The organism is Streptomyces sp. NBC_00353 (assembly GCF_036108815.1).
Taxonomy (GTDB): Bacteria; Actinomycetota; Actinomycetes; order Streptomycetales; family Streptomycetaceae; genus Streptomyces.
Genome location: NZ_CP107985.1, coordinates 9,664,511 through 9,684,750, shown reverse-complemented (window position 1 = coordinate 9,684,750; position 20,240 = coordinate 9,664,511). Strand labels below are relative to the sequence as shown.

Annotated in this window: 25 protein-coding genes and 7 pseudogenes; 9 read left to right on the top strand and 23 right to left on the bottom strand. The window is 69.4% G+C overall.

Annotation, left to right across the window (positions count from 1 at the left end):
- Positions 1-17: 17 nt before the first annotated feature.
- Both OHA88_RS43635 and OHA88_RS43630 read right to left on the bottom strand, forming a co-directional pair.
- Entirely contained in the window at positions 18-839 is an 822-nt protein-coding gene (locus tag OHA88_RS43635; protein WP_328623751.1) for a hypothetical protein, read from the bottom strand.
- 363 nt (positions 840-1,202) lie between these two features.
- Entirely contained in the window at positions 1,203-1,601 is a 399-nt protein-coding gene (locus OHA88_RS43630; protein ID WP_313935094.1) for a VOC family protein, read from the bottom strand.
- A 90-nt stretch (positions 1,602-1,691) separates the two neighbouring features.
- Here OHA88_RS43630 and OHA88_RS43625 point away from each other — a divergent pair, with 90 nt between their 5' ends.
- Positions 1,692-2,687 carry a helix-turn-helix transcriptional regulator gene (locus OHA88_RS43625; protein ID WP_328623752.1) on the top strand — a complete coding sequence of 332 codons (996 nt, stop codon included), beginning with the start codon at positions 1,692-1,694 and terminating at the stop codon, positions 2,685-2,687.
- Positions 2,688-2,826: 139 nt separating this feature from the next.
- Here OHA88_RS43625 and OHA88_RS43620 read toward each other — a convergent pair whose 3' ends face one another.
- A complete protein-coding gene (locus OHA88_RS43620; protein ID WP_328623753.1) occupies positions 2,827-3,048 on the bottom strand; it encodes a hypothetical protein in 222 nt (73 codons plus the stop codon).
- A 199-nt stretch (positions 3,049-3,247) separates the two neighbouring features.
- Between OHA88_RS43620 and OHA88_RS43615 the strand changes: the two genes are divergently transcribed.
- Positions 3,248-3,613, top strand: coding sequence for a hypothetical protein (locus OHA88_RS43615; protein WP_328623754.1), 366 nt, complete (start codon positions 3,248-3,250; stop codon positions 3,611-3,613).
- A gap of 135 nt (positions 3,614-3,748) precedes the next feature.
- Here the strand turns inward: OHA88_RS43615 and OHA88_RS43610 are convergent, their stop codons facing one another.
- Both OHA88_RS43610 and OHA88_RS43605 read right to left on the bottom strand, forming a co-directional pair.
- On the bottom strand, positions 3,749-4,186 hold the full coding sequence (locus OHA88_RS43610; RefSeq protein ID WP_328629951.1) for a hypothetical protein: 438 nt from the start codon (positions 4,184-4,186) through the stop codon (positions 3,749-3,751).
- Between the two features lie 71 nt (positions 4,187-4,257).
- Positions 4,258-4,449: pseudogene (locus OHA88_RS43605) on the bottom strand (transposase family protein); the annotation flags it as partial.
- A 99-nt stretch (positions 4,450-4,548) separates the two neighbouring features.
- Here OHA88_RS43605 and OHA88_RS43600 point away from each other — a divergent pair.
- Both OHA88_RS43600 and OHA88_RS43595 read left to right on the top strand, forming a co-directional pair.
- Positions 4,549-4,749: a hypothetical protein gene (locus tag OHA88_RS43600; RefSeq protein WP_328623755.1), complete on the top strand. Its 201-nt coding sequence runs from the start codon at positions 4,549-4,551 to the stop codon at positions 4,747-4,749.
- Between the two features lie 692 nt (positions 4,750-5,441).
- A pseudogene (locus OHA88_RS43595) lies at positions 5,442-5,708 on the top strand (transposase); the annotation flags it as partial.
- A 159-nt stretch (positions 5,709-5,867) separates the two neighbouring features.
- On the opposite strand, the gene OHA88_RS43590 reads toward OHA88_RS43595, so the two are convergent.
- From OHA88_RS43590 to OHA88_RS43565, 6 genes and pseudogenes are all read right to left on the bottom strand, one after another.
- Positions 5,868-6,125, bottom strand: coding sequence for a hypothetical protein (locus OHA88_RS43590; protein ID WP_328623756.1), 258 nt, complete (start codon positions 6,123-6,125; stop codon positions 5,868-5,870).
- Positions 6,092-6,235, bottom strand: coding sequence for a hypothetical protein (locus tag OHA88_RS43585; RefSeq protein WP_328623757.1), 144 nt, complete (start codon positions 6,233-6,235; stop codon positions 6,092-6,094). Before OHA88_RS43585 ends, OHA88_RS43590 begins: the two co-directional genes overlap by 34 nt.
- Positions 6,232-6,843, bottom strand: a complete 612-nt coding sequence (locus tag OHA88_RS43580; RefSeq protein WP_328623758.1) for a TetR/AcrR family transcriptional regulator — start codon at positions 6,841-6,843, stop codon at positions 6,232-6,234. The genes OHA88_RS43585 and OHA88_RS43580 overlap by 4 nt, the downstream gene beginning before the upstream one ends.
- Positions 6,836-7,663, bottom strand: coding sequence for an alpha/beta fold hydrolase (locus OHA88_RS43575; RefSeq protein WP_328629545.1), 828 nt, complete (start codon positions 7,661-7,663; stop codon positions 6,836-6,838). The genes OHA88_RS43580 and OHA88_RS43575 overlap by 8 nt, the downstream gene beginning before the upstream one ends.
- Before the next feature lie 81 nt (positions 7,664-7,744).
- Positions 7,745-8,518, bottom strand: a pseudogene (locus OHA88_RS43570) (NAD(P)-dependent oxidoreductase); the annotation flags it as partial.
- Between the two features lie 168 nt (positions 8,519-8,686).
- On the bottom strand, positions 8,687-9,427 hold the full coding sequence (locus tag OHA88_RS43565; protein ID WP_328623759.1) for an SDR family oxidoreductase: 741 nt from the start codon (positions 9,425-9,427) through the stop codon (positions 8,687-8,689).
- Between the two features lie 154 nt (positions 9,428-9,581).
- Between OHA88_RS43565 and OHA88_RS43560 the strand changes: the two genes are divergently transcribed.
- Complete coding sequence (locus OHA88_RS43560; RefSeq protein ID WP_328623760.1) at positions 9,582-10,487, top strand: helix-turn-helix domain-containing protein; 906 nt, start codon at positions 9,582-9,584, stop codon at positions 10,485-10,487.
- A gap of 140 nt (positions 10,488-10,627) precedes the next feature.
- Here OHA88_RS43560 and OHA88_RS43555 read toward each other — a convergent pair whose 3' ends face one another.
- The gene (locus OHA88_RS43555) at positions 10,628-10,867 is read right to left on the bottom strand and encodes a transposase (protein ID WP_443044396.1); all 240 of its coding nucleotides are present in this window, start codon (positions 10,865-10,867) and stop codon (positions 10,628-10,630) included.
- Between the two features lie 475 nt (positions 10,868-11,342).
- Between OHA88_RS43555 and OHA88_RS43550 the strand changes: the two genes are divergently transcribed.
- A complete protein-coding gene (locus OHA88_RS43550) occupies positions 11,343-12,605 on the top strand; it encodes an IS110 family transposase (protein ID WP_328629538.1) in 1,263 nt (420 codons plus the stop codon).
- A 20-nt stretch (positions 12,606-12,625) separates the two neighbouring features.
- On the opposite strand, the pseudogene OHA88_RS43545 reads toward OHA88_RS43550, so the two are convergent.
- Together OHA88_RS43545 and OHA88_RS44830 are read right to left on the bottom strand one after the other, a co-directional pair.
- Positions 12,626-12,835, bottom strand: a pseudogene (locus OHA88_RS43545) (transposase); the annotation flags it as partial.
- Between the two features lie 298 nt (positions 12,836-13,133).
- Positions 13,134-13,221: pseudogene (locus tag OHA88_RS44830) on the bottom strand (transposase); the annotation flags it as partial.
- 201 nt (positions 13,222-13,422) lie between these two features.
- On the opposite strand from OHA88_RS44830, the pseudogene OHA88_RS44825 reads away from it, so the two are divergent.
- Positions 13,423-13,581: pseudogene (locus OHA88_RS44825) on the top strand (IS5/IS1182 family transposase); the annotation flags it as partial.
- 15 nt (positions 13,582-13,596) lie between these two features.
- Here the strand turns inward: OHA88_RS44825 and OHA88_RS43530 are convergent.
- From OHA88_RS43530 to OHA88_RS43520, 3 genes are read right to left on the bottom strand one after another with little or no spacing between them, the layout of a single operon-like run.
- A complete protein-coding gene (locus OHA88_RS43530; protein WP_328623762.1) occupies positions 13,597-14,004 on the bottom strand; it encodes a hypothetical protein in 408 nt (135 codons plus the stop codon).
- Positions 14,005-14,026: 22 nt separating this feature from the next.
- Complete coding sequence (locus tag OHA88_RS43525) at positions 14,027-14,623, bottom strand: TetR/AcrR family transcriptional regulator (RefSeq protein ID WP_443044141.1); 597 nt, start codon at positions 14,621-14,623, stop codon at positions 14,027-14,029.
- Positions 14,616-15,449, bottom strand: coding sequence for an alpha/beta fold hydrolase (locus tag OHA88_RS43520; RefSeq protein WP_328623763.1), 834 nt, complete (start codon positions 15,447-15,449; stop codon positions 14,616-14,618). Before OHA88_RS43520 ends, OHA88_RS43525 begins: the two co-directional genes overlap by 8 nt.
- Before the next feature lie 289 nt (positions 15,450-15,738).
- Between OHA88_RS43520 and OHA88_RS43515 the strand changes: the two are divergent.
- Positions 15,739-16,476 (top strand): annotated as a pseudogene (locus OHA88_RS43515) (transposase); the annotation flags it as partial.
- Positions 16,477-16,534: 58 nt separating this feature from the next.
- Here the strand turns inward: OHA88_RS43515 and OHA88_RS43510 are convergent.
- Positions 16,535-17,335, bottom strand: a complete 801-nt coding sequence (locus tag OHA88_RS43510) for a helix-turn-helix transcriptional regulator (protein ID WP_326580615.1) — start codon at positions 17,333-17,335, stop codon at positions 16,535-16,537.
- 78 nt (positions 17,336-17,413) lie between these two features.
- Between OHA88_RS43510 and OHA88_RS43505 the strand changes: the two genes are divergently transcribed.
- Positions 17,414-18,121, top strand: coding sequence for an SDR family NAD(P)-dependent oxidoreductase (locus OHA88_RS43505; protein WP_328629547.1), 708 nt, complete (start codon positions 17,414-17,416; stop codon positions 18,119-18,121).
- Positions 18,122-18,224: 103 nt separating this feature from the next.
- Here OHA88_RS43505 and OHA88_RS43500 read toward each other — a convergent pair whose 3' ends face one another.
- From OHA88_RS43500 to OHA88_RS43480, 5 genes are all read right to left on the bottom strand, one after another.
- On the bottom strand, positions 18,225-18,389 hold the full coding sequence (locus tag OHA88_RS43500) for a hypothetical protein (RefSeq protein ID WP_328623764.1): 165 nt from the start codon (positions 18,387-18,389) through the stop codon (positions 18,225-18,227).
- A 133-nt stretch (positions 18,390-18,522) separates the two neighbouring features.
- Positions 18,523-18,780, bottom strand: a complete 258-nt coding sequence (locus OHA88_RS43495; RefSeq protein WP_328623765.1) for a hypothetical protein — start codon at positions 18,778-18,780, stop codon at positions 18,523-18,525.
- Positions 18,777-19,007, bottom strand: a complete 231-nt coding sequence (locus OHA88_RS43490; RefSeq protein WP_328623766.1) for a hypothetical protein — start codon at positions 19,005-19,007, stop codon at positions 18,777-18,779. Before OHA88_RS43490 ends, OHA88_RS43495 begins: the two co-directional genes overlap by 4 nt.
- Positions 18,997-19,209 (bottom strand): hypothetical protein, encoded by a 213-nt coding sequence (locus OHA88_RS44820; protein WP_443044142.1) that lies wholly within the window; start codon positions 19,207-19,209, stop codon positions 18,997-18,999. The genes OHA88_RS43490 and OHA88_RS44820 overlap by 11 nt, the downstream gene beginning before the upstream one ends.
- Positions 19,210-19,286: 77 nt before the next feature.
- On the bottom strand, positions 19,287-20,135 hold the full coding sequence (locus tag OHA88_RS43480; protein WP_328623767.1) for a helix-turn-helix transcriptional regulator: 849 nt from the start codon (positions 20,133-20,135) through the stop codon (positions 19,287-19,289).
- Positions 20,136-20,240: the final 105 nt, after the last annotated feature.

Genomic DNA, 20,240 nt, shown 5'->3' with positions numbered 1-20,240 from the left:
GTCGCGTTCCGCTTCTTTCAGCTCCTCGTCCGCCTGCGCCAGCAGTGCCTTGAGCTCTTCGACGTCCTTGAGCGCCCCAGCCAGCTCATCGGAGGGGCGCCCGCCGCCAGAGCGGCCTGTCTCTCCTTCCTGTGGCGCTGGCCATCATCTGGGAACCAGAGGGCGCCGCGCAAAGCCTCCGGCAGCGGAACCTCGGTGGAGAGTCGGTGAACAGCACGGGGAAGACCACGCCATGCGCTGTCTTGCGGATCGCTCATTCGAGCCATGGTCAAGAACCGGTGGCGCGAGGCATCCTTCGGCCATGCCGGATCCACCTCGGTAAGGAACGTTCGCACCGAGCCCGGGGCTACACGGTGGTACTCACCGATCACCGCACGGAACGCTTCAACGGCTTCGGTGTCCGCGAGCAAGTACAGCGAGGCCGCACCGGCACACAGCGGCATCGCTATCCCCATGCGCTCGGTCCACAACTGATCGGGATAAAGCGGCTTGGCTGCCACGATTACGGGCCTGCGGCGTATGGGGTCGCAGAGGACGTCGATCAGTGTGTCGGTTGCCTCAGCGTTGACGCTTTGAGGATGAAGGGTCAGCGACGCCGGACCGTCCACGGGCTTCAGGTCCCGGACGAGGTCACGAACCAGGCGTGGCCGGCCGGGGAGCGGCACCTCGGCGTTGGGAAACACTTCGAGGCTGACTGCGACGAGCGCGTAGGAGTCTTCGGACTCAACAATGCCGGTGACGGTGGTACGCCACGTGGCATCAGGCTTGTCCTCGCGCAACTGGAGGCGTATCGCGTGCTCGGCCCCGTCAGCCAGGTAAGCCGCCTGATTGGTCAGCACCGAGACCTCATCGAGGTGGTGATGCCCGGAGGCGAGGGGGGCGCTGCCAAACTTGCCGGATGGCGGAGGATTCCCGGGAACCGTGCTGTCCGGGCGTTTTCGGCCCGATCTTTCGGCCACCGGTGGGCGGATTCCGGGGTGTCACGCCGGGTGTCACGCTCCCTCGGGGTGCCACGCCGCGTTTCACGGCAGCGTGACACCCGCAACGCTCACTGCCGGTGAGCGTTACACCCGTCCCGGCTGGTGGGCGCACTCGCCGCAGGCCGCGCAGCCAGCTGTCCGGTGACAATGAACCCGGACCGTTTGCCAACGAAGTTGGACCGACGGCGAAACCGTGTGCCTGCCGGGCGGCTGTGTTGTCGCTCAGCGAGCGAACTTCTCGATGGCGGCCGGTGTGACGGGGGTGAAAAAGTTGACGAGGTTGCCGTCGGGGTCGCGGAACAGTAGCGAACGGTTGCCCCAGGGCATCGTGGTGGGTTCGTTGACGAAGTCCTCCACGAAGCCGGTCAGGTTCTTGTGCACGCTGTCCACGTCGTCGACAAGGAATTCGAGGATGACGCTGTGGTTGTCGGCCGGGCGGGCGGAGCCAGGCGCGAACAGGGGGACAGTGCGGGTGCTGCCGATCGCGAGGGTGGCCGAGGTGGTCCTGAGCTCCGCGAAGTCCTCGTTGGACCAGTCGGCAGATACTCCGGTGGCGCACTCGTAAAAGTTGACGAGGCGGGCGACGTCGCCCGTGATGATGCGGATAGAGACAAAGTCCATGGTTTTCTCCTGGTCCGTCGGTGCTTCTGATCGCAAGCTACGACGAATACCGGGCGGAACCCGCCCGGTATATGCGGGAGACTTCGGGGCATGCCTCGCCCCGTTGCCCGCGTGCTCGCCCTGCTGGAACTCCTGCAGTCGGGCGGCATCCGGACCGTGACCGAACTCGCCGATCGGCTCGACGTCGACGAACGCACCGTACGGCGATACGTCGGTCACCTCGTCGACCTCGATGTGCCCGTCGAGTCGGTGCGCGGCCGCTACGGCGGCTACCGCCTCGCCCCCGGTTACCGCATGCCTCCGCTCATGCTGAGCGACGACGAAGCGCTCGCCGTGCTGCTCGGCCTGGTCGCGGGTCGGCGAGCCGGCTTGGCCACGGACACGGCGAGTGAGACGGCGGCGGCCAAGATCCGACGAGTGCTGCCCGAGCGGCTGAGCCGCAGACTCGACGCCGTGCTCGGTTCCCTTGCCTTCACGGATCGGCCCGGCGAGGCAGTCGCCCCGGAATCCACGGTCCTGCTCGCGATCGCCGACGCGGTTAACCATCACCGGCCGATCTCGATCCGGTACACAGCCGCCGACGGCCGGCGCAGCGAACGCACACTGCACCCGCACGGGGTCGTCGCCCACTCGGGCCGGTGGTACGTCACGGCTGCGGATCTCACGGCCGGCGAGGACCGGACGTTTCGGCTGGATCGCATCACCGGGGTGAGAACCCTACCCGGCTCGTTCGAACCACCCGCCGGACTCGACCCGGCGAAGCGCGTACTGACCGGGCTCGCCACAGCTCCGTACCGGCATGAGGTAACCCTGCGGATCCAGGGGACGGCCGAGCAGATCCACACCCGGCTTCCCGCCGGCATCGCGATCGTGGAGGAACTCCCTTCCCCGAGCAGCGCAGATCCGCAGACCGTGCGCTGGTCCCGCGTCGGACTCCGGGTGGAACGGCTCGACTGGCTGCCGGCTGTCCTCGCCTCGCTGGACCGGCCCTTCATCGTCGAACGCCCAGATGAGCTCCGCGGCCTCGTCGAAGCTCTCGCCGAACGGCTCACGAACTCTGCCCGGCGAAGCCCACCTCACGAATGACGGATCGCTCAGCCCTCCCCCCGGTACCGGTCAGCCCTGCGCCGCTCGGATACGAGACGTGGGCTATTTCGCGCCGTCGAAGCCACACCGCCAGATGGATCACGGTCCGACTTCGATGGCAAACGGTCCAGGTTCGCTGTCACAGAACACCGGCGCAGCGGTCGCACCAGGAGCGTGGTGCCCGGGGGCAGTTGCAGACCGGGTTGTGGTCCGGGTCGTCCTGGCCGTCGAACTCGGGTTCGCCGATCGGCGGCTGGACGTCGACGTGGACCTGGCCGTCGGCGTGCAGCGTCTCGTACCGGGCGCCGCAGTCGGTTGACGTCACCCACGTCGCGATCACCGCGTCCGCTTCGCCGCTCACCGCCCGCTCACCGCGGACTGCTGGATCCACGGGCCAGTGCGAGGACGGCATCCGGGTCGGCCTGGGCCAGCCGGACGGCGTGGCCCGCAGAGAATCCGTCCAGGGAGCCGATGCCGGCCATCGCGGTCAGCAGCGCGCTGTGTGCCGGACTGAGGCGGGCACCGCGTCGGGGTCCGCCGGCGGCACATCCGGAGCCCGCATGTTGCCCTCCCGCGTCGTCCTGGCCGCTCTGGCGGTCCCGCCTACGGGGACCGTCGTCGCCCTGCTGCTGAACAGCAGCCCGCTCCTGGCGGCCTTGGTGGGCTTCGCGGGGATGGTCATGGCGGCAGTGCCCGTTTTCATCGACTGCCGGATTCGCTGGCAGAGGCACCGGAGCTGGATGAACGACGCACCGATCCGGACGCGGGCGCTGGAGCGGGTAGCGCAGGACCATCCCGAGCTCGTGGTTGGACTGCAGCTGCCGTCCGGTGGTCCGTTCGCCACCGCCGCTCCGGCGGGGGGACCAGCTCCACCGGCCGCTCAGCTGGTCCGGCCGGAGTCACTTGATGCCGCTCATCGGCCGTAGCGGCATTTGCCAGGACCACCCGGGCGGGCGGCGCTACGGTGGCCCCTACGGGCCTCCCGGGCGCGACGGCCCCGGCTCTCCCCCAGCAGAGGGACGCCGGGGCCGGTCCCTGTCGCTCAGAGGCAGGAGGGCGGGCTACCTGCCCAGCAGGCGCCCCCACCAGCCGGTGCGTTGCGCGAACGCCGGGTTGGGAAGCTGGACCTGGTCCTGCCTGGAAACCCAGTACGTGCGACGGCGGGGCGGCAGCAGCTCGTACTCCAGGCTGCGCAGCCCCGCTCCCTCGGTGATGTGGTGCGGCACCTGGACCCACACGCTGCCGCGCGACTCGTGGGGCTGGAGCGGGCAGCCGGTCAGGCTGACCGTCCAGGAGTCGACGACGTCGTTGTCCCGGTCGTCCCGGACCGTAACGCTGCCGGCGGCCCGGTGAGGAAGCGGCAGACCCTGCTCGCGGGCCTCGTAGTTCTCCGAGAACTCCTTCGCCGTGAAGTTGTTCTGCAAGTAGAGGCGGAGCTCCCCCGGAGAGCCGGTCGCGTCGCGGGCGGGGATGAGCGCCGGCGACGGGGCCGGGCGCACCAGGTTGTCGTCCGACGGGACGACCAGGTCGCCCTCGAACCGCGCCTCCCGCGGTCCTTGCGGGCGGCGTCCACGGCGGCGTTGCGGTGGTCGACCGGCACGTCGGCCACCGTCCGCAGCTGATAGCCGTGCACACGCCCCGACAGGGCCCCACACACCGGACAGACCGCGTCATCCTGCGGAGTCCGCGCGCGCACCTCGATCCGCTGACCCTCGTCGACCACATCCTCGACGACCAGCGGGAACAACCCCGAAAACACCATCCGCACAAGCTCGTTGACATCCCTCACACCAACAACAACGACCCCCACGACTCTCCGTCACCACCGAAAGTGAGACAGGGCCGTTTATTAGACACTCCCGTGCGCGGCGACGCCTTCAACCTGAATGAGGACCTGATCGACTTCGACGTGGTGACCGAGCTGGGCTGGACCGATCGCAACGCCTTCCAAACGTGGATGCAGGCCGTTTCGGACGAACGCGTGGCTGTCGACGAGGCGCGGTTCCTCGATCGGTCCCGGACCCGTGCAGTCCTGATCGACGACCGGGTGACAGCCGGTTGAGTTCCGGCCGGCGGCACCCGGCGCGCATGGGAGACGACTGGCCGCGCGTGGTCGCTGCCGCAGAGGACAGCTGCCGGCTACGGCGTGGACGCCGACGTTCCGCCGGGGCACTGGCACCGGAGATACCCGCGTGGGCACTGCCATCCTGGCGCAGGAGGAGCCGCTCGCCGAACAGAGCGGAAACGAAACACCCCAGGGACTGTCGCAGGTGGCGGGGACGAAACACCGCAAGGGCTGTGGTGGGTGGCCGGTCCGGTGGCATTCGACCGTCGTCCGTGTGCGGCGCGACGAACCGGACAGGCGGTCCGGGTGGCCCAATACGCGGCGCGACGGGACCGGTTGTGCGCCACGCATGGGCGGTGGGGTATGGACGCGGACGCCGACCAGCCGCTCGAGTGCCTGGACCTGCGCGGCCTGCCGGAGGTAGCGGCAACGCAGCGGCGACGGAATGGTGTCGCGCGGCGTGCCCGGCGGGCGGGTACGGAGCCCGGTGAGGTGTTCGGGCTTACGCACGCGGTGATCGCCCGGTGGTGGGACCAGGCCCCTGCACTGGGAGCGTGAGGAATGGAGGGCGGTCGGCCGTGATGCGGCCGTCTTCCACGAAGTGAAGGCGGTCGCCGGCGCGTTGCTGGATCCCGTGATGTGCGAGCTGGTGTGCCGCGACAGCGGTGCCGGGCGGGGTCGGCCGCAGCATCCGCATCCTCGCCCGGGACACTGCCCTGTGGAGCGACGACGTATGGCTGGTCGACTCCACACCCGTCGGCTGCGGCTGCTCCCGGGAAACCGCCAAGCGATCGGACCTGGCGGGCTGGGCCCAGCACGGCTACTGCGCCTCGCACTCCCGGTACTTCTGGGGCCTGCGCCTGCACCTGGTCTGCACACCCGGCGGCCTTCCGGTCCTGTTCGCACTCACCGGTGCAAAGGCCGACGAACGCGAGACCCTGCGCGACATGCTCGACACCGCCCCCGAGTGACCACCTCCCACCCCGGCCAGACGATCATCGGCGACAAGAGCTGGGAGGTATGCAGGGTGAGGTCATCGAAGGTCGCGTCTGACGCGAAGAGGGAGACAGCCCTCCCGCTGTCTTCCTCAGCTAGGGTGCGTATCGAGTTGTGATTCAGTGGCGCAACAGCCAACGCCAGCGAGGCTGTTCGAGCACGACCGACGTCGCGGCCAGCGCGGTCGCGACGACCGCCGCCCCCGTGGGCCACACGAACCACGGGGCCACCGCTGCGGCGGCCACTTCGAGGAGCACGAGCAGGAGCATTGCCGCGCCGGGGATCGCCACCGGCGGGTCGAAGGGGCGGTCGCCGGGTGTCCCGACGACAGCCGGCAGTCCGATCAGTAGGACCGCGCGGTGATCGCGACCGCCCAATCGACCCTGTGCAGCGCCCACGGGGTGGCCGTCCAGCCGATCAGTTCGGTCAGGAACCGCAGCCCGGAAGCGGCGTTGGTGCGGTTCGGGGAGTCAGCGGCCTGGGTCATGATCCCTCCCCGGCATGGAGCGGCGCAGTGCCGGGCCCGTCGATGGCGGCCTCGGCCCGCATGCCGTTGACGAGCGTGTCGACGACGAACCGGTAGCTGTCGGCGGGGTCGCGCTCCATCTGGAAGGCATCGTCGCTTTCGAGGCCGACGAAGCCGTGGATGACGGTGCGCAGGGCTCGGACCGCGTCGATGGCGCGCTCGTCGGTCAGCCCGAAGCCGGCGACCACGTCGAACAGGATCTGCACCGATTCGTGGGCCACGGCCTGGTATTCCTCGTCCGCGGGGCGCGGGGCGCGGACGCTGGCGGCGTACCGGCCGGGGTGGTCGAGGGCCCACTTCCGGTACGTCTCGGCGATCGCGCGGACCGCGTCCAGACCGGACCGGCCGACGGCGGCCCGAGTCAGGACGGCGCTGATGTCGCGGACGGCCTGGAGGCCGACGCCCCGGTGGAGGGCGTCCAGCGAATCGACGTGCTTGTACAGCGACGGTGTCCGTACGCCGACCCGTTCGGCCAGCAGGCCCATGGTCAGGCCAGCGAAGCCGACCTCGTCGGCAAGTTCCGACGCGGCCGCGATGACCGTGGCCCGGTCGAATCCGGCCCTAGGCACGGGCCGTCTCGAGGAACGAGCGCATCAGGCCGACCACTGCCGACGGGAACTGGACGTGCGGGTAGTGGCCCGCCCCCGGGAGCATCTCGAGTCGGCCGACGTCTTCCGGAAGCGCGGCCACGATGGCTTCGCCCTCGGCCTTCGGGTCACCCCAGTCGGGATCGAGGGTGCCCATGACGACCAGGACCGGGCAATGCACGTTGCCGAGTTGGGCCCCGGCGTCGGCGGCGCTGTTCATCTGCTTTTGCAGGGCCTTCATCCGGCCCGGCTCGCGCAGCATCGCGTCGGTGCGCTCCAGGCTCGCGGCCCAGTCCGCCGGGCGCGGCTCCGGGGTCGCAATTTCCAGGTACTTCCGCCACTGCTTGTGGCTGCCGAGCATCGCGACGGCCGAGATCGCCGTCGCGCCCCTGCGGTAGCGGGACAGGCCCAGGGCGCTCAGCGAGTACTCCACCTTACGGGTGAACGGCGCCAGTTCGACGACGGCGCTCACAAGCGTCGGCGCCTTGGCAGCGGCGATCGTCGCGGCGCCGCCGGAGATGGAGTGGCCGACCAGCACCGCGGGACCGCCGAGGTGCTGGATCAGCGCGATCAGGTCGCTGGCGATGTCGGTCCGGGTGTAGGACGGCCACGTCGCGGTCGACTCGCCGCTGCCTCGCAGGTCCACGGCCGCGACCCGGTAACCGGCGGCCACCAACTCCGGTACCAGGAACCGATAGGCGTCGCGGCTCTGGCCGATCCCGTGCGCAAGCACCATCAGCGGCCCGGAGCCGGTCACCTCGTAGGCGAGGGTGCCGCCTTTAACGTTCAGGAACTCAGTCATGTCGACCTCCGTAACTACTTTCAATGTCTGGGCGAGCCCGCGGGCTCCGGCCATGCCGGCGTCGGTCACCCGTCGCACCGTCTCCGAGTGGACGCCAGCCCCGTTCATCGCCGCTGAGAAGATCTCCATGTCGAGCACGCAGACCTCCGACAGGTGATCGGCGGTCTCCGGCCGGACCATGGTGCCCAGCAGTTCCAGGGCGCGGCTGGACGCGCTGCCGGAGCGCAGCGCGTCCACCAGCGCGGCGGGGTTGGCGCCGGTGTCCTTGGCGAGGGTGAGCATGTCGTTGATGGCGCGCATGTTCATCAGCATCAGAGCGTTGTTGAACAGTTTCGCCTGCTGACCGGTGCCGGCCGGGCCCAGATGGACGACGCGGCTCGAGAACGACTGGAGCACCGGCCGCACCATCTCGATCGCGGATTCCTCTCCGCCGGCGAGCGTGGTGAGCGTGCGCGCTTCGGCTCCCTGCCGGCCGCCGCTGACCGGGGCGTCAACGGCGGCGATACCGTGCCTGGCGGCGAGTTCGGCCATCGCGACCGCGTTGGCCGGGGTCCCGGTGCCGTGATTGACGAAGACCGTTCCGGGCCGCATCGCCGGAAGCAGTGACGCCGCCAGGTCGAGCACGGTGGCGTCGGTGTTGACGCACACCGCGAGGATGTCGGCTGCGGCGGCCAGCGCCTCCGGGCTATCCTGCCGGGTCAGCGCGCTCAGGCGTGGGTCGTCCCACACCTCCGGGCGCCGCGCCCAGGCGTGGACCGGGAACCCGGCCCCGGCAATGGCCTCGGCCATCGGCAGTCCCTGGTCACCCAGGCCGATGAAGCCGACAACCGATCGTCCGTTGCTGGGGGTAGTCATCGGTGGATCCCTTCTGGTGGTTCGGGAGACTGCAGGCCGGGCCGCTGCGACGAGGCAGGTGGGCGGGGCGACGCCGACCCGCCCACGACGTAGGCCGTGTTCAGGAGGTCGCGGCGGGTCGGTGCCCCGCGACAGCGGAATCAGCAGCCGGGCCGGGAACCGGGCCGATCAGCGGCCGGGCAGGTTGTTCAGCGGCGCGGAGCGGCGCTCCAGGAGCTCGGCGTAGGTGCCGTCCCGCTCGGCCCAGCGCAGCGGCAGCGCGGCCTCGGTAATGATCTCGCGGGTCGTAGGCTCCACGGCCAGCAGCTCCATCACCTCATCGAGGTAATCGTCGACCGGAACGGCCGCCGGGTTGAGCTTCGCCATCGCCGGGGTCGCGACGGCCGGTGGCACGAGCTCGGCCACCTCCACGCCGGTCCCGGCCAGGTGCGCCCGCAGCGACTCGGTGTAGGAGTGGACCGCGGCCTTCGTGGCGCCGTAGGTGGCCATGAGCGGGAAGGGCAGGAACGCGATTCCCGAGCTCACCGTGATGAACGTTCCGGCGCCGCGGCCGATCAGGTGCGGCGTGAAGGCGTCGATCACCCGGATGGTACCGAGCAGGTTCGTGGCGACCATGTTCTCGGCGTCGGTGATGTGCGCGGGGTCGCGCAGGTCTTCGGTGAGCAGGACTCCGGACATCGTGACAACAACGTCGAGGTCGGGGTGCGCGGCGAGCACTTCGTCGCGGGCCCGCAGGACCGAGGCGGGGTCGGTGACGTCGATCTGAACGGACTGCAGGCCGTCCCGTGGCTCGGGCTGGCGCCCGCCGACGACGACCGTGTTGCCGTCCTTCGCGAACCGGTGCGCGAGTTCGAGCCCGATGCCAGAGGTGCCACCGACGATGAGCACTGTGCGATTGGTGAGCTTCACCAGAACCTCCCTATAACGTTCGGTAGCCGTCCAACAACTACCCGTTCTTCCGCAACCAGGCTCGCTCACATGCTTTGGAACTAGAAAGGCCCTGCCGATCCGGGGTGTGCCAGGACCCCCTCTGCGACCGTCGGCCGCGGCTACCGTGGGAGGTATGCCTCAAGACGACGCGAACCGGCTGGGCAAGTACCTGCACGCCCGCCGCGACCTGGTCACGCCGCAGCAGGCCGGCATCCCCGGTGGCGCCAACCGGCGCGTCCCAGGGCTTCGCCGCGAGGAGGTCGCGATGCTTGCCGGTATCAGTGCGGACTACTACCTGCGGCTGGAGCGCGGCAGGGATCACAACCCCTCCCCGCAGGTGCTCCAGGCCATCGCCCGTGTCCTGCACCTCGACGACCTGGAAACCGAGTACCTGCTCGGACTCAACGTGCCCCGCCCGCCGGCCCGCCGCAAGCAGCGCACGCCGCGCCTGCCCGCCCGGTTGCACCATCTGTTGGCGGCCGTGGACGTGCCGGCGTTCGTCGAGGACCGGCACTTCGACGTCCTGGCCTCCAATCGGCTCGCGATGGCGCTGTCGCCGCGGCTGCGGCCTGGCGGGAACCGGCTGCGCTCCCTGCTGCTCGACCCCGAGGAACGCCACTTCCAGCACGACTGGGAGGCGGCGGTCGTCGACTCCGTCGCGGCGTTTCGCCGTTCGGTGGACGACAGCGTCACCGACCAGCGCTCAGTCGAACTCGTCGGCGAGCTGTCCCTGGCCAGCAACCGCTTCCGCACCCTGTGGGCACGGCACGACATCAAAGCGCTCGGCTACACCAGCACCGTCAACCATCCAGTCGTGGGCGAACTGCACCTCAACCGCGAGAAGCTCGCCGTCGGAGACCTGCTGCTCGTGCTCTACTACCCGGACCAGGACAGCGACGCCGCCGAGAAGCTCCAACTGCTGACCTCCCTCGCCCCCGCCGGCGGGCAGCAGCCCGCTGCGGCCGTCGACCCGCTGACAGGCCGCGACGCCGACGCCTGCCACCAATCGCAGGGCAGTCGGGGCCGACGCAGACCGTGACGCCCTGCTCGCTCCGACCGTTGCTGAGGCGGTCACAAGAGACTCGGGGCATGCGGGTCCGCCGCCTGTGTGACCGGCCTCAGCCGCCGGCACCGCGATTCCTCGCCGCGATGTGTCCTAGGGGCTGTTTGGGATTCGGATCATGTGGTTGCGGTCAGGAGTTTCAGCCACATGATCGATCCTCGGAGGTGGAGTCCGGCCTCGAAGCTCGCGGGCGTCTTGTCGTAGCGGGTGGCCAGGCCGCGCCATGTTTTGATCTTCTGGAAGCAACGTTCAACGGTGTTGCGCTGTTTGTAGCGTTCGGGGTCGTAGGTGACGGGCCGGCCGCCGGCCGAGCCCTTCTTCTTCCGATTAACCTGCTGGTCGGTCTTCTCCGGGATGACACCGCTGATGTGGCGCCGGCGTAAGTAGGCCGGTTGGCCCGGGAGGAGTAGGCCTAATGGGAAGCGAAGGTCGGCGGGAGCTGATCTTCAGGGCGCGAGCCGAGCCTTTGAGTAGGCCCGGGCCTGAGAGTCCTGTTGACAAGACGAGGCTGGCTCGCGCCCAGCAGCATGGACCTCAAGTGGGCAAGAACAGGTACAGATCCGTCTCCGACGGCATTCACGTGGTCCCGTTTGTGTAGGCAGGCCCGTATCTGACTGCTCCGCGGTTTGCTGTTCGTAGTCCGAGCCGGTTATGCGGATCACCTCTCACCTCTGCCTGAGCCCTCAGCTCTGACACGGACCGAGGACCGTATGACTCGCTGGGGTTGCGAACGGCTGGTGGGATGACGTGCCTTGAGCACTTCCATTAGGGAGCACGCGCACCCTGCACAGGCTCTGGCCTGGGAAAAGAGCCGGGACGAAGGAGAGCCGGATGGAGATCGTCGGGTTACCGACGCCAGTTTTCTGTGGGGTGGACTGGGCCGAAGGCCACCACGACATAGCCCTGGTTGAGGCCGGGGGAAAGCAACTCGCCAAAGTGCGGATCAGTGACGACGCGGCGGGGTTCGCCCAGCTCACGGCCCTGCTGACTGAACATGGCGATAGCGAGGACGCCCCGATCCCCGTGGCGATCGAGACATCGCGCGGGCTCCTCGTCGCCTGCCTGCGGGCCACCGGCCGGCCGGTCTTCGCGATCAACCCGCTGGCAGTCGCCCGCTATCGGGACCGTCACTCCGTCGCCCGCAAGAAGTCAGACGCCGTCGACGCCGCGGCCCTGGCCAACATCCTGCGAACCGACATGGCCGCCCACCGGCCGCTGCCCGCGGACTCCGAGCTCGTGCAGGCCATCGCCGTGCTCGCGCGTGCCCAGCAGGACGCCGTCTGGGCCCGCGGCCAGGCCCAGAACAAGCTCCGTTCTCAGCTCAGGGAGTTCTACCCGGCGATCCTCGACGCCTACGCCCAGCACAAACACGGCCTGTGCTCGAGAGAAGCCCGCAGCATCCTGGCTGCAGCCCCGACCCCGACCATGGCGGCGAAGCTGACACGGCGACGCCTGCAGTCCCTGCTCAAGCAGGCCGGCCGGGTCCGCGGCATCCAGACCGAAGCCGAAAGGCTCCACGAAGTCTTCAAGCGGGAGTATCTCCACCAGCTCCCGCAGGTCGAAACAGCCCTCGGGCATCAGACATCCGCCCTGCTCAGGCAGCTGAACACCGCCTGCGATAACGCTGAACAGCTCGAAGAAGCCGTCACGCAAGCCTTCGCAGAGCATCACGATGCCCCGATCATCCGCAGCTTTCCGGGACTTGCCTCACTGACCGGCGCCCGGATTTTGGCAGAGATCGGCGATGACCGGACCCGCTTTGCCAACGCCCGATCCCTCAAGGCCTACGCAGGAAGCGCCCCGGTCACCAGGTCCAGCGGCAAGAGCTGCATGGTCATGAGTCGGAAGATCAAGAATCAGAGATTGGCTGCCGTCGGCTATGTCTGGGCCTTCGTCTCCCTTACCCGCTCACCAGGCGCCAGAGCCCACTACGACCGCCGCCGAGCGGCCGGCGACCGCCACGTTGCCGCACAGAGGAACCTCTTCAACCGCTTCATGGGAATGCTGTTCTACTGCCTCCAGAACGGTCACATCTACGACGAAACAATCGCCTTCCCGCAGCCGTCACCCGAACTTGCTGCAGCAGCGGCTTGACGCTTATCGGCGTGGGATGTCTTGTCTGCGGCCACGGCGTTCGGTCGGGTGCGGGGGCGGCCGACAGGTCCGGGGATGCGGATCTTGTCCAGCACGGCCTGGAACTGCGGGCAGTCCCCGGCCTGTCCGGGGGTGAGGACGAATGACAGGGGCAGTCCGGCGGCGTCGACTGCCGCGTGGATCTTGCTGCTCAGTCCGCCTCGGGACCGGCCGAGCCCGGCGGCGTCCGCCTTGGCCCTGCGGCGGCGACGCGCTGCGGCCCGATCCTCGTCCGAGGCCGCGTCCGCCGTGTCCGGATCGGCAGTGGCTGTTGCCGGATCACCCGCAGCACTGGTGGCTGCTGCGGAAGTGGAGCCCCCTTTTCCTCGGTCAGTGCCTGCTCCAGCGCGTCCAGGGTCTCTCCGGCCCCCGCCAGCCCAGCCGATTCCTGGTGTGCCCGCACGATCGTGGAGTCCACGCTGACCAGTTCCAGACCGACCTGCCCCCGCGCAGCGGCCTCGGCGATCAACGCGTCCATCAGGGACTGGAACACCCCAGCCTTGGCCCAGCCGTTGAACCGGGAGTAGATCGTGGACCAGGCCCCGTACCGCTCCGGGACATCACGCCAGCCCGTACCGGCGCGGAACCGCCAGAGCACCCCGGAGCGTGTCCCAGTAACCAGCGCCCCGCCTGTGTTTCGTGATCATTCGTGCGGGATGATGGCGGTATGCGTGGCGGTGATGGGTTGTTCGAGGTCGAGCCGGTCGAGAAGAGGCAGCCGCAGGTTCGTCCGGCGGTGGTGGACAAGCAGTTCCGGGCGTTCGACCCGCACTAGGTTCTGCTGCTGCCCCCGTCGCTGGACGACTGGCTGCCCCAGGACCACCTGGCCCGGTTCGTCGCCCTGGTCGACGATGTGCTGGACCTTACGCCGGTCCTGGCTGACTACACCGAGAAGCGCGGCTATCCGCCCTACGACCCCAGGTTGATGGTGCGGCTGTGGACGGGGAGTCGGTCATGACGACCTTCCAGGTTGCGCTCCGGTGGGGTTACCCGGCGCACTGAGCAGCCAGCGCCAGCGCGGTTGTTCGGTGACTGTCACGGTCAGGCACAGCACGGTCGCTGCTGTGGCAGCCCACCAGGGCCAGAGCGCCCACGTTGCCGCTGTGGCGGCTGCGAGCTGCATCAGCACCAGGAGGATCGTCACGATACCGGGCACCAATACGGGCGTGCGGCCGCCGGGCCTGTCGCCCGGCGTACTGAAGACCGCGGGCAGCCCGATCAGTATCACCACGGCGCCGATCGCCAGGGCTATCGAGTGCGGCCACAGGGCCCAGGGAGCGCCCACCCACGCGATGAGTTCGGTGAGGAATCGCAGTGCCCCTCGGGCATAGTCGTTCTGGGACGGATTCTTGTCGATCACAGTAGTGGCCGCCTGTCGTTTGTCAGGGCGTGGGCGCTGCGGGCCCGGGGGTTGGCGTGGTGGCCTGGAGTCCTTGGTCGATGAAGGTGATCATCCAGGTGAAGCTGTCGTCGGCGTCTGTGTCGTACTGGAAGCCGCCTGCGACTTCGAGGGTCGAGAACCCGTGCAGCATGCTGCGCAGCATCCGCAGGGCGTGGACCTCCTGGGCGGGGTCCAGGTGGTATCCGCGCAGCACGGCCGAGAGGGAGCTGAGCGCCCGGTTGCTGGCTGGGATGAACGGGTCGTCGGGCCCGTCCGGGCGGGCACTGTTGACTGCCGCGTACCGGCCGGGATGTTCTCTCACGTATGTACGCATGGCCTGCGCGGCGGCGGCGAGGGCGTCGCCGCCGGCGCGGCCCTGCGTTGCGTCGCGGATGGCGTCGCCGAGCTCGGTCACGGCCAGGATGGCGATCCGGTGGGCGAGGTCGGCCTGGCTGGTGAGGTGCTTGTAGAGCGAGGGGGTCTTGACCCCGAGCCGTTCGGCGACCAGGCCCATGCTGAGCTGGGCGAACCCGATCTCGTCGACCAGCATGGCGCCGGCCTCGGTGATCGACGCCGGGGACAGTCCGGCCCTAGGCAAGGGTCAGCGTCCTGGCCAGGAAGGGCAGGGCCAGCGCGACGACCTTCTCGGGTGTCTGGGCGTGCATGTAGTGACCGGCACCCTCGATGACCACCAGTTCGCCGAGGCCCTGGGGCAGGTCGGCGATGATCCGCTCGCCCTCGGCGCGCGGGTCGGCCCAGTCGGGGTCGGCGCTGCCCTCGATCACCAGGACCGGGCAGGCGACGTTGGGCAACTGCGCGCCGGCGTCGGCCGCGGACTGACACATGGCCTGCAGAACCTTCATCCGGCCGGGCTCGCTCATCTTGGCCTCGATGCGCGCCAGTTCGCCGTCCCAGTCGGCGGGCTTGACCGGGTACGCCAGGTCGAGGTACTTCTTCCAGGCTGGCAGACTTCCCAGCAAGGCGACCCGCCCCATCAGAGTGGCACCGGCCCGGTAGCGCTTCACCCGCACCAGTCCGCCGAGGTCGTTCAGCTGTTTGCGGGTGAACGGTGCCAGTTCGATGACGCCGGTGATCAGGTCGGGCGCGGTGGCGGCCGCGATGGTCGCAGCTCCGCCGCTCATCGACTGGCCGATGATGACGGCCGGGCCGCCGAGGAGGCGCACCAGGGCGACCAGGTCGCCGGCGATGTCGGAGCGGCTGTAGCCGTCCCAGCCGAGGCCGGAGTCGCCGCAGCCACGCACGTCGACGTTCGCGACCCGGTAACCGGCCGCGGCCAGGGCCGGGGCGACGAAGCGGTAGGAGTGCCGGCTGTCGCCCAGGCCGTGCGCCAGAACGACGAGAGGGCCCTCACCAATCAGGTCGTAGGCGATGGTGTTGTCGCCGATGGTCAGGTGCTCGGTCATGACTTCCTCCATTGGGAGTTGGCTAACTGCATTAGCTAGAGGCTAGTGACGTTAGCTGCATGTGTCAACGCACCTCCCCGATCATCGGCTGGTTCCAGCACCCGAGGGTGGCGGAGTAGCGCTGGGCGGCGGGGCAGCTGCCCGGCGCGTAGTCGTTGGTTCCAGCAACCGGCAACCCGCCTACGTTTCGTGATCATTCGTGCGGGATTATGGCGGTATGGGTGGTGGGGATGGGCTGTTCGAGGTCGAACCGGTCGAGAGGAGGCGGTCACAGGGCCGTGGGGCGGCGGTGGACAAGCGGTTCCAGGCGTTCGACCCGCACCAGGTCCTGCTGCTGCCCCCGTCGCTGGACGACTGGCTGCCCCAGGACCATCTGGCCCGGTTCGTCGCCGACCTGGTCGACGAAGTCCTGGATCTGGGGCCGGTCCTGGCCGACTACACCGAGAAGCGCGGCTACCCGCCCTACGACCCCAGGTTGATGCTGCGGCTGCTGATCTACGGCTACACCACCGGGGTCCGCTCCTCACGGGCGATCGAGCGCAAGTGCGCCGACGACATCGCGTTCCGGTTCCTGGCCGCCGACCAGGCCCCGGACTTCCGCTCGATATCGCGGTTCCGCCGCCGCCACCTGGACGCCCTCGCCGACCTGTTCGCCCAGTCCCTGCACCTCGCGCAGAATCTGGGCATGGTCAAGATGGACCGCGTCGCCCTGGACGGCACGATGCAGGCCAGCGCCTCCAAGCACAAGGCGATGAGCTACGGCCGGCTGGTCGACAAGGAAGAACGGATCGAAGCCGAGATCGCAGCCCTGGAGGCCCAGGCCGCCGCTCTGCTGGCCGACGCCGAGCACGTCGACACCGCCGAGGACCACGCCTTCGGCAGTGACGGCAAGGACACCGACCTGCCCGCCGAACTCGACCGCCGCGAGAAGCGCCTGGCCAAGCTGCAGACCGCCCGCGCCCAGATCGAGGCCGAAGCCGCACAGAAGGCACGCGAGCACGCCGAGGACAAGGAATGCCACCGCCAGAAGCGTGAGCTGCCCGTCACGTGGCCCCTGCTCGTTGACGGCACTCTCGGGGCGGGCCTCAAGGCCGGGTGGACAGGCGGCGCAGGGCGCGGGCGGTCGGTGTGTCGGGGTCGGCCGTCATGAACAGCACTTGCTGGTCGTCCTCGGGGAGATTGAGCACGTCGCAGTTGAGGCGAAGCTCGCCGAGTTCGGGGTGGACCAAGGTCTTCATCCGGTGCCCGGGGATCCGCAGCGGGTGGGAGGCCCAGATCTCGCGGAACTCCGCGCTGTTCGCCGTAAGGTCCGCCAGGAGGCCGGACAGATTTTCGTCGTGGGGGTAGCGGTCGGCGGCGGTGCGCAGGCGGGAGACGACGATCTCGGCGAAGTCCTCGTGGCCAGTGGTCAGGACCTGCTCGCGGAGCAGGAAACGGCGGTGCGCAAGGTTCGGCCGCCGGTCCAGGTCGCCGAGCAGTGCTTGGGCCAGCGGGTTCCAGGCCAGGACGTCGTAGTTCGCCGCGGTGACCAGGGCGGCGGTGTCCGGGAGCCGGTGCAGCAGGTCGGCAATGTGCCTGCGCACGCGCCGCGGGGGTGCCGTGGGCGGCTGGGGGGTCTGGCCGGCCAGCTGGAAGAGGTGAGTGCGCTCGGCCGGAGCCAGTCGCAGCGCAGCCGCGAGGCCGTCGAGGATCCGCGGGGAGGGACGCGGCCCGCGCGCCTGCTCCAGGCGGACGTAGTAGTCGACGGACATGTGCGCCAGGTCCGCGATCTCTTCCCGGCGCAGACCGCCGGTGCGGCGCCGGGGCACCGCGGGCAGGGCGACGTCCTCGGGGCGCAGTCCCGCACGACGGTCGCGCAAGAAGCGGGCCAGTTCGTCTCGGGCCACCGGGCATCTCCTCGGGCTGTGTCTTCCTGGTATCGATTGTCCCTGGTCGCGTGCCGGGCCGGCGGCGAGGCTGGTGGCATGGAAATCTTGACTGCGCTGGTCACCGGCGCGAACAAAGGGATCGGCAAGGAAATCGCCCGCCAGCTCGTCCAGGCGGGACTGACCGTCTACGTCGGCTCGCGGACCGCCGAACGTGCGGAACATACCGTCGCCGACATCGGCGGTGACGCGAGGCCTCTGGTCCTCGATGTCACCGATCCTGTGAGCATCGCCTCGGCGGCGGACCGTATCGCCGCTCTGGACGTCCTGGTCAACAACGCGGGCGTCTCCCCCGCTGAGGGTATGGGCGCGCAGGACGAGGACGTCGATACCTTCCGCCGGGTCTATGAGACGAACGTATTTGGCGTGGTGGCGGTGACCAACGCGCTACTGCCGGCCCTGCGGCGCTCCGCCCACCCAAGAATCGTGAACATCTCCAGCGGGACCGGGTCGCTTGCGGCCGCCGCCACCGAGCACTCCGGGTTCCGGGGTGCCTTCGCCTCCTACCGCTCATCGAAGGCGGCCCTGAACGCGTTGACCCTGTTCTATGCCCAGAGCCTTGCCAGCGACGGATTCAAGGTCAACGCCTTGGCACCTGGTCTGCGACGAACCGATCTGAACGCCGCCGCGGCTGCGGGCGGGGACCCGGCCGAGGCGGCCGCCGGCGCGGTCCGGCTGGCAACGCTGACTGACGACGGACCCTCCGGCGCGTTCTTCTCCTGGGACGGAACACCGGTCCCCTGGTAGCCGCCCCATGGTCATCGGCAAGGCACACCGCGCCACCGGGACCCCTTCATCTCTCGGGTGAGGCTTCCGGTGCGCCGATCCACTCCTGGACTGGCGAGCGATGTCACCGCGATGGGCTCCGCTGGCGTCCGGCTGCGGACTCGGCGCGCATCCCGGTGGCCTCGAAGGACACGCGCTTGCCCTGGCCGGCGAGTACGACCGTGTTCCCGCCGAGGGCGGCGGCGGTTGGGGGCCGGCCGGACCAGCCGTCCACCTCGACGTTCTTCACGCCGATGCAGACCAGGACGGACTGTCGCGCCAGGCCGGATTGGGTGCGCGGGGTGGCGGGGCGGCGAGGCGTGTTCGCGGTGGAAGGATCAGTGGACGCGTGAGGTGGAGTTGTCGGGCAGGGTTGAATGAGGTCACCTCCCTCTCTGAGAACTGCGGGCAGCGGTCTTGGCCGGGGCCGCCGGGGCGGCTGGGGCTCTGGTGGTGTCCTTCTTGCTCTTGCGGGGCCGCATCACGGACCACAGGGGACTGCCAGGGAGGGTCTTGTTCTCCGCTGTCTCCAGCAGCGTCAGTTTGTCCTGGTGGGTGAGGCGGCTCAGCTCACGCTGCCCGGTCTTGTCCCCCATTTCGCGCCAGGTGGTGACCCCCTCCTCACGGGCCGCCTTCTTCACGCTCCCATGACGAACGGCGCCAGGTAGCCGAGTTTCTCGGCGCGTTCCCGCTGCGCCTGGCGCTCCGCTGCCTCCTCTTGTTCACGCTGCACGGCCAACGCCCGCTCCACCCGCTCCCGTCGGGCGGCCTCGTTCCGCTCGCGCCGCTCCGTCAGCTGCTGCTCCGTCTGTTCGCGCCGCTCCTTCTCTCGCTGAGCCGCACGCCGCTCCTCCTGCTCACCCGCCACCTACGCAGCCCGCCTCTTCGACGCGCAGGCCGCCGGCGCCCCGGAGCAGCAGCTCCAGGCCGTCCTCGCCGAAGGCCTCCAGCAGGAGTACTTCAAGGACCGCGGCCGCCGTGCCGACGGGGTCCTGGTCGAATTCACCGACATCGACTACGTAGAACTCAGCTTCTGAATGCCTCCGGCCTGATGGTCGGATACACCCCATATGAGCCGAGGCGCGATAGCTGTCACATAAGCAGGCTTGCGGTGGGCAGGGAGCGAACTCGGGAGGCGCGCACGCGGTCAGGGGGTCGTCGGCGTGAGGTCCTGCAAGCCCACCACCCGCAGCAACTGCAAGCGCTCGTACGACGCCGTGCCCGGGCGGGCCGTGTGGATGACGAGCTGCTGGTTGTGGTCGGAGTTGACGAGGATCTCGCAGTCGAGTTCGAGGATGCCGATCGTAGGGTGCCTGAAGCGTTTCGTGGCGGCGCGGCGTACGGCGACCTCGTGTTCGTCCCAGAGGTGGGCGAACTCCTCGCTTGCGGCACACAGTTCGGCGACGAGGGCGGCGGGTTCGGGGTCCGTGGGGCGGGCCGAGGCCACCGCTCGCAGGCCGGCGACCTGCTCGCGGGCGCGCTCCGGGCGGTCCTCGGGCGGGAACAGCTCCTGGGCCGCCGGGTCCAGGAAGAAGCGGCGGATCATGTTGCGTTCTCGGGGCGGGCGGGCGAGAGCGTCTCCGCTCAGTGCCCGCGACAGCGCGTTCTGGGCCAGGACCTCACCGCAGTCGGTCGCCACCATCGCCGGGGTGTCGTACAGCCGGTCCAGCACCAGGAGCAGGCCCGGGAGCACATGCGTGCTGGTTGCCTCCCGGCGCGGCGGCTCTTCACCGGTGAGGTGGAAGAGGTGGTCGCGTTCGTCCTCCGTCAGGCGCAGGGCGCGGGCCAGCGCAGTGAGCATTTGGCGGGAGGGACGCGGGCCCCGGGACTGTTCCAACCGCGTGTAGTAGTCCACGGACATGCCGGCCAGCTGGGCCACCTCCTCGCGGCGCAGCCCCGGCGTACGGCGGCGGGCGCCGGCCGTCAGACCCACGTCGGAGGGGTCCAGGCGGGCACGAGCGCGGCGCAGGAAGTCGGCGAGTTCGGCTCGGTTCACCTCGCCAGGGTGCGGGATGCGGGCCGGCTTATCCAGGGACTCCCGATCCCCTGATGAAGAGGTCTCTCCCGGTCGTCCCCGCATCCGCCGAGGCTGGTCATCAAC

Excerpts from the sequence above, each read along its gene's own strand:
- OHA88_RS43505 (WP_328629547.1), top strand. The coding sequence starts at position 17,414 with ATGGAAATCTTGACTGCGCTGGTCACCGGCGCGAACAAAGGGATCGGC.
- OHA88_RS43550 (WP_328629538.1), top strand. The coding sequence starts at position 11,343 with ATGGAGATCGTCGGGTTACCGACGCCAGTTTTCTGTGGGGTGGACTGG.
- OHA88_RS43630 (WP_313935094.1), bottom strand. The coding sequence starts at position 1,601 with ATGGACTTTGTCTCTATCCGCATCATCACGGGCGACGTCGCCCGCCTC.
- OHA88_RS43585 (WP_328623757.1), bottom strand. The coding sequence starts at position 6,235 with ATGACCCAGGCCGCTGACTCCCCGAACCGCACCAACGCCGCTTCCGGG.
- OHA88_RS43615 (WP_328623754.1), top strand. The coding sequence starts at position 3,248 with ATGTTGCCCTCCCGCGTCGTCCTGGCCGCTCTGGCGGTCCCGCCTACG.
- OHA88_RS44820 (WP_443044142.1), bottom strand. The coding sequence starts at position 19,209 with ATGGGGTGTATCCGACCATCAGGCCGGAGGCATTCAGAAGCTGAGTTC.
- OHA88_RS43520 (WP_328623763.1), bottom strand. The coding sequence starts at position 15,449 with ATGACCGAGCACCTGACCATCGGCGACAACACCATCGCCTACGACCTG.
- OHA88_RS43575 (WP_328629545.1), bottom strand. The coding sequence starts at position 7,663 with ATGACTGAGTTCCTGAACGTTAAAGGCGGCACCCTCGCCTACGAGGTG.
- OHA88_RS43625 (WP_328623752.1), top strand. The coding sequence starts at position 1,692 with ATGCCTCGCCCCGTTGCCCGCGTGCTCGCCCTGCTGGAACTCCTGCAG.
- OHA88_RS43560 (WP_328623760.1), top strand. The coding sequence starts at position 9,582 with ATGCCTCAAGACGACGCGAACCGGCTGGGCAAGTACCTGCACGCCCGC.